Origin of the sequence: uncultured Methanobrevibacter sp. (assembly GCF_902771435.1) — an archaeon.
Taxonomy (GTDB): Archaea; Methanobacteriota; Methanobacteria; order Methanobacteriales; family Methanobacteriaceae; genus Methanocatella.
In genome coordinates, this window is sequence record NZ_CACXXB010000100.1 from 1 (window position 1) to 2,067 (window position 2,067).

Sequence of the window (2,067 nt, forward strand, 5' to 3'; positions counted from 1 at the left end):
CGGGGTTAAAACGCAATATAATTTCACGAGATTTTCCCTTAACCCCTTTTCCTGTAAATTTGGTATCAATTAATCTTACAAATTCTAATTTATCCAGAACCCTATAAAATGAAGTATAACTGGATCCTGTTTTTTCTTTGAATATCTCGGACAATTCACCGGCTGTGTATACTCCATCATAATCAGCTATTGCCTTTAGGACACTTCTTTCCTCATCATTTAAAGAATCAATAGCCTGTTTGATGTTAATAGAAACAAGTGAATTGACAGCTTCATCATAATGCTTTTGAGTAATTTCACGGCTTGCATCAGCTTCTGCAATGTTACCACATGTCCTTAAAAGATTGATTCCAATTCTCAGGTCTCCTTTTTCATAGGTATACATTGCAATTTGTTCAAGTATCATTGCAATTTGTTCAAGTATCTCATCGCCCAAAACATTTGGATAAAATCCTGCCTTTGCCCTGTTTTTAAGGATTTCTTCAATTTCAGTGTATGAATATAAAGGAAAAGTTATTTCCTGAGGAATGAAAACAGTATTTACATTCTTATCGAAAGCATATTTGAATTCCAAATCAGAAAGGATTGCAAAAGTAGCAGTTTTAACTCCATTATATTCTTCATATGCTCTTAAAACATCGTAAAATACTTTATTAGCAGTTTTACTTTGGAATAAATAATTGACATCGTCAAAAGCAACTATTAATGCTTTATCATTAGTTTGAAGATATTTCATAATTTGATCATAAATTCTTGAGAAAGGAACACCAGTTTCTGGAGGAATATGGCCAAATATTTTCTTGTAGATTTGTGAAAAAATTCCAAAACGAGTAGTATGAATCTGACAGTTAATATAAACACATACAACCTTCTCTGAAGTCTTTTCAACGAGTTCAAATACTTTTTTAATTGCAGTTGTTTTTCCAGTAGCAGGAGAACCTAAAACAATTGCATTTGATGGTTTACCTCCCCTTATGGCAGGCCTTATGGACATTGCCATTGCTTCCATTTGAGTATCCCTGAAATTATAGTTTTGAGGCATATAATCAGGGTCAAAAGCATTAATATTTTGAAAAAGACTTTCATCATACATTAAAATATCTTCAATTGCCATATTATCTAATCTATTTTAACTAGTATAAATCAATTATTATTCGCACAAATTAATAATATCTGCATTTTCATTTTCAACTATCCATGCAGTCAATTCTTCAGCATACTTCAATTTCTTCCTTTTGAACTCATCAGCATCTGCCAAATCGGTTGAAAGTTTTGGTCGTGAGTATTTTGTTACAATATCTCCGAAATCCATACCAGCCAAAGTAATTTCGCTAGCTCCAAGAGCAACGGCTAAAAATATGGCCCTGTCCCCATCGGTGAATCCTCCAAAGTTGTATACATTGCCAACAGGTTGAGCCTGAGTAGTTCCAAGAACATTATTGAAAAATGATGTGAATTTAATTATCTGTTCCAGATTGTCCCCATGGGCATGAACGACAATGTTTGCGCCCCTCAAGTTTGCCAAAAGAATATCATCAAGATTTCCATCCAAATCTGTCACTACTATATCTGGAGAAATCCTCTCTTCAATCAAAGCAGTGGTTGCACCATCTGCTGCAACCAAAACATAATCTTTTAAGTCTTTATTTTCTTTCAATTCTACAATATGTTTTTTTAGAGATGGTCCAGCACCAAATACAATGTATTTATCTGAAAAATTAACAATTTGACCTAAATCATCCAATGTAAGGCAACCTTCTTCAGACAATATCTCGTCCAATACTTTTGCTGAATATTCATCATCATCTCTTGAAAAACCAAAATCATCAAGAATTTCTTTATAATATCTCTCCCAAAGACCGAATTCCATGTTTAAACCTCACTATATTAATATACCCATTAACCAATTAAATAATTTGTGCTATTGATTTACGACATTGATTCGCTTGCCTGTTAATTTGAAGTATAAATTGGAAATCTGTCTTAAAGTAAATCCCACCATGAAAGCAGATATGATTGTTCCAACATTAACGGCACCAAATATCGAGGTATAAAATAGACCGCACA

At 33.1% G+C, this 2,067-nt stretch carries 2 protein-coding genes; both read right to left on the reverse strand.

All coding sequences use genetic code 11. The features are described from left to right. A partial coding sequence (locus QZU83_RS10740) for an ORC1-type DNA replication protein (RefSeq protein ID WP_295611974.1) occupies positions 1-1,114 on the reverse strand: 1,114 nt, incomplete at its 3' end. A 36-nt stretch (positions 1,115-1,150) separates the two neighbouring features. Next, the gene (locus QZU83_RS10745) at positions 1,151-1,870 is read right to left on the reverse strand and encodes a 6-hydroxymethylpterin diphosphokinase MptE-like protein (protein WP_292606203.1); all 720 of its coding nucleotides are present in this window, start codon (positions 1,868-1,870) and stop codon (positions 1,151-1,153) included. Positions 1,871-2,067 lie beyond the last annotated feature (197 nt).

Excerpts from the sequence above, each read along its gene's own strand:
- QZU83_RS10745 (WP_292606203.1), bottom strand. The coding sequence starts at position 1,870 with ATGGAATTCGGTCTTTGGGAGAGATATTATAAAGAAATTCTTGATGAT.